Source organism: Paenibacillus sp. 1001270B_150601_E10 (assembly GCF_015558675.1).
Lineage (GTDB): Bacteria > Bacillota > Bacilli > Paenibacillales > Paenibacillaceae > Paenibacillus_B.
Window position 1 is genome coordinate 263527 of sequence record NZ_JADMOL010000007.1, and the last position, 3449, is coordinate 266975.

A 3449-nucleotide genomic window follows, 5' to 3' on the forward strand; every position below is an offset into this window, starting at 1 on the left:
AGAAGTTGGAGATTGATGAGTCAACCGCCCCCATAGTAAAGGAGATTTTCAGGCTTTACCTACATGAAGGATGGGGTATGTTCAGTATCGGAAATCTCCTTATGAGAAGAGGGGTACCAACTCCAAGAGCCAGTTCGGGGGCGGCAAATGCAGGGCTTAAGTGGCATCAGAACACTATCAAAGGCATTTTAAATAACCCGGTCTATACTGGTAAACAAGTGTTTCATCGTGAAGAAACAACACGAATATTATCAGCATCTGAGACTTACAAGGTAAGACGTAAGGTTGATGAAGAAGAGCAAGTTGTTATTGAGAACTCACATCCTGCTCTAATACCGTTCAGGAACAAATGAAAAAGAGGGGCAAGCATAAGAGCAATGGCAATGAAAGCTCGTTCTCGTATATCCTTAAATGCCCTGATTGTGGAAGCGGTATGCACTTTAAGCCTGATAGACGAAAGGGTGCTTATGTCTGTGGCGGCTACGTAAAGTACACTTCCTCGTATTGCTCATCTCACATTATCGAGGAAAAGGTACTATTACAAGCTGTCAAGGTTGACCTAAAAGCCTTAATTAAGGATTCGGTGAAGATTGAGAACCTTTACGGAATTGCAGAAGAAAAAGCCTTAGCTGTTCAGTTCCACATTCAAAAGGAACTGAAACGTGTAGAGAAGCAATTAGCAGAACTTGATAATCGTTTCGATAAATTGCTGTCCTTACATGTTGAGGGGGCTATCACAACAGACCAATTCAAGTATCAGAATGAGCGCAATGCCCTTCAACAGCAACAACTGCTTAACAAGAATGCTGAACTCATTATAGCTTTAGAAGAAGGAAAGAACCTCGCAGAACGCAAAGAAGCCTTTAGGAAGGAAGTTGAACGCTTCATTGACCTCGACATTAGCGATGAACAGGTGTTGAAGCAATTCCTCCAAAGGCTTATCCAAACAATCGGAAGTATTCGAGGACGGAAAGATTAAGATTAACTACAATCTTTCCAATCCTCTCCCCCCGAATTAAGGTACAGTTTATTGAACTGTACCTTTTCTTTCAAGTCTCACTGTCACCTCCACATGCACCGTATGCGGGAACATATCCACCGGCTGCACTTCTTTCACCTCGTACCCACCATCGGCCAGAATTCTCAAATCCCTTGCCAAGGTAGACGGATTACACGACACATACACAATCCGCTCCGGACGCATGACAAGCATCGTATCCAGCAAGGCGGGATCGCAGCCCTTGCGTGGGGGATCGACGACGATGACGTCCGCTTCGATGCCCTGCTCCTTCCACTGCGGAATGACGACCTCTGCTGCGCCTACGGCAAACTCGACATGCTCGATCCCGTTCAGCTCCGCATTGCGGCGCGCATCCTGAATCGCTTCCTCGACGATCTCGACGCCGTACACCCGCTTCGCCTTCTTCGCCAGGAAGAGTGAAATAGTCCCGATGCCGCAATAAGCATCGATAACGGTCTCTTCTCCCGTAAGTCCAGCATACTCCACTGCTTTATCGTACAAGACCTCAGTCTGTACGGGATTCACCTGATAGAAGGAACGAGCGGAGATCTTGAACTCGATGTCCCCAATATAATCCGTGATATACTCCTCACCCCATAACACTCGGGTTTTGTCTCCCATAATGAAATTGGTCCGCTTCGTATTCACGTTCTGGCAGATGCTCTTCAGGTTCGGCAGCGCCTGAACGAGCTCATTTACAATCTCTGTCTGATGCGGCAGCTTGTCTCCGTTCGTTACAAGCACGACCATAAGCTCCTTCGTGCGGAAGCCTACGCGCATGATGACATGGCGAAGCAAGCCTTGGTGAGACTCCTCGTCATAGGGGATGATGCTATGCTTGCGCACGACCTGCTTCACGACGCGCATCGCTTCATCGTGCATCTCATGCTGGATCAAGCTCACATCGGTATCGATAATCCGATGGCTTGCCTTCACATAGTAGCCGCCGATCAATTCACCTGTCTTATCATCCGCACCGATGGGCATTTGACTCTTGTTGCGATAGCGCCAAGGGTTGTCCATCCCGATCGTCGGATGCACCTTAATCGCATGACCCGCGCTCTGCTCTTCACCTTCATCCGCCAGTGCGACCTCGAACTTCCCGATCCGCTCCAGCACGTCCACGACATGCTGACGCTTCCAGCGCAGCTGCTCGTCATAGGCCAGATGCTGAAGCTGGCAGCCGCCATAATAGTGGGCTGGGTGCTCCATGTCCACACGGTGTGGACTGTCCTTCAGACGCTCCAGCACCTTGGCATAGCCGTACTGCTTCTTTACCTTAAGCACATGGGCAAGAACGGTCTCGCCTGGAAGGGCGCCTTGCACAAACAGCGTAAAGCCTTCGACGCGACCGACACCCTCGCCATCATGGGTGAGTCCGATGATCTCCAGCTCGACCTGATCATTCTTTTGGACGGGAACGGTTAAGCTTTTTTTGGAGACTGCTCCGCTTTCAACACCTTGTCCACCTTGCATTTCACTAACACTCGCAGCAGCTCCCAGCTTCTGTCGATTCGTCTGCCCCGGGCGACCAGAACGCTGGCCGCCTTTTTTGTACTTTCCGCCTCTTCTATCCTTCATGACCGTTCCTCCGACGCTAATCCTGTTAGCTTTATTTTTGCCATATCCGTGCGATCTATATCAACAAACAATCTTTTCAGTATCTAAATAAGCTCCTGAGCCTAGTCCCTACCACCATCTCACGACTAAATTAGCTGGAACCCCAAACCCTCTGTTCAAGCATTCTAACAACTACTATTCTGCTCATATGCATAACGCTAAACCTACAACATTCCTATTATACCGAATACCCTGCTGTAATAAAATGAGTTTCCTGTGTCTGTTCTTCAAGCCGTTATTCACGATGCCTCCACTGCAATCACCCATAGCAAAAAAGCGATCACCCCCTCACTGCTGACGCTGTGCAGCAATGAACGAAGGCGATCGCCTCATTCTGGTTAGGCCATAGATGATCATGACGTATCATCTCAACTATTCATCATAGCAGGCCTTACAACTTATACCTGCTTTTAAAAAATATCACCGAAACCCTACAGACTCGTTAGATGCCAAACTAGAAGCCTAGCTCTATTCGAGCTATAGGACACAAGCCTAGAGCAATCGGGGACACGGTCATAACCGATTACGTCCGCTATTTGCTCCACTGCGTCATGCAAGCTCAAGCAGTCAAGCTTTAGCTAACGCAAGTTTCAGCTAACGCAAGCTCCCCCTACCGATAGCTGCTTACTCCAGACAGGTCGGCGAAGATGTTCAAATGACTCGGCAGCACCTCGAAGGATGCCGGCAGCGAGCCGCCAAGCTCCCCATCCAGGTTGATCTCCACGTATTCCGGTGTCGTAACCTCCAGACGATTCGTCTGCATGTGGATGACATGCGGATCGTTCAGATGCTCGCCGCGCAGCGCCAA

3 protein-coding genes and 2 pseudogenes (1 of these 5 running past the window's edge) are annotated in these 3449 nt (G+C 49.2%); 3 read left to right on the top strand and 2 right to left on the bottom strand.

The genetic code is table 11. The annotated features are described in order from the left end of the window. The 3 genes and pseudogenes from I2H74_RS17235 to I2H74_RS17240 all read left to right on the top strand — a co-directional run. A partial coding sequence (locus I2H74_RS17235) for a recombinase family protein (protein WP_195575462.1) occupies positions 1 to 353 on the top strand: 353 nt, incomplete at its 5' end. Positions 354 to 433: 80 nt separating this feature from the next. Next, positions 434 to 502, top strand: a pseudogene (locus tag I2H74_RS25175) (hypothetical protein); the annotation flags it as partial. Between the two features lie 81 nt (positions 503 to 583). After that, positions 584 to 979: a hypothetical protein gene (locus I2H74_RS17240; protein ID WP_324254094.1), complete on the top strand. Its 396-nt coding sequence runs from the start codon at positions 584 to 586 to the stop codon at positions 977 to 979. Positions 980 to 1027: 48 nt separating this feature from the next. On the opposite strand, the gene rlmD is transcribed toward I2H74_RS17240, so the two are convergent. Together rlmD and I2H74_RS17250 are read right to left on the bottom strand one after the other, a co-directional pair. Beyond that, positions 1028 to 2602 carry a 23S rRNA (uracil(1939)-C(5))-methyltransferase RlmD gene (gene rlmD / locus I2H74_RS17245; protein WP_420707453.1) on the bottom strand — a complete coding sequence of 525 codons (1575 nt, stop codon included), beginning with the start codon at positions 2600 to 2602 and terminating at the stop codon, positions 1028 to 1030. A gap of 649 nt (positions 2603 to 3251) precedes the next feature. Further along, a pseudogene (locus I2H74_RS17250) lies at positions 3252 to 3449 on the bottom strand (diacylglycerol kinase) (it continues 727 nt past the right edge of the window).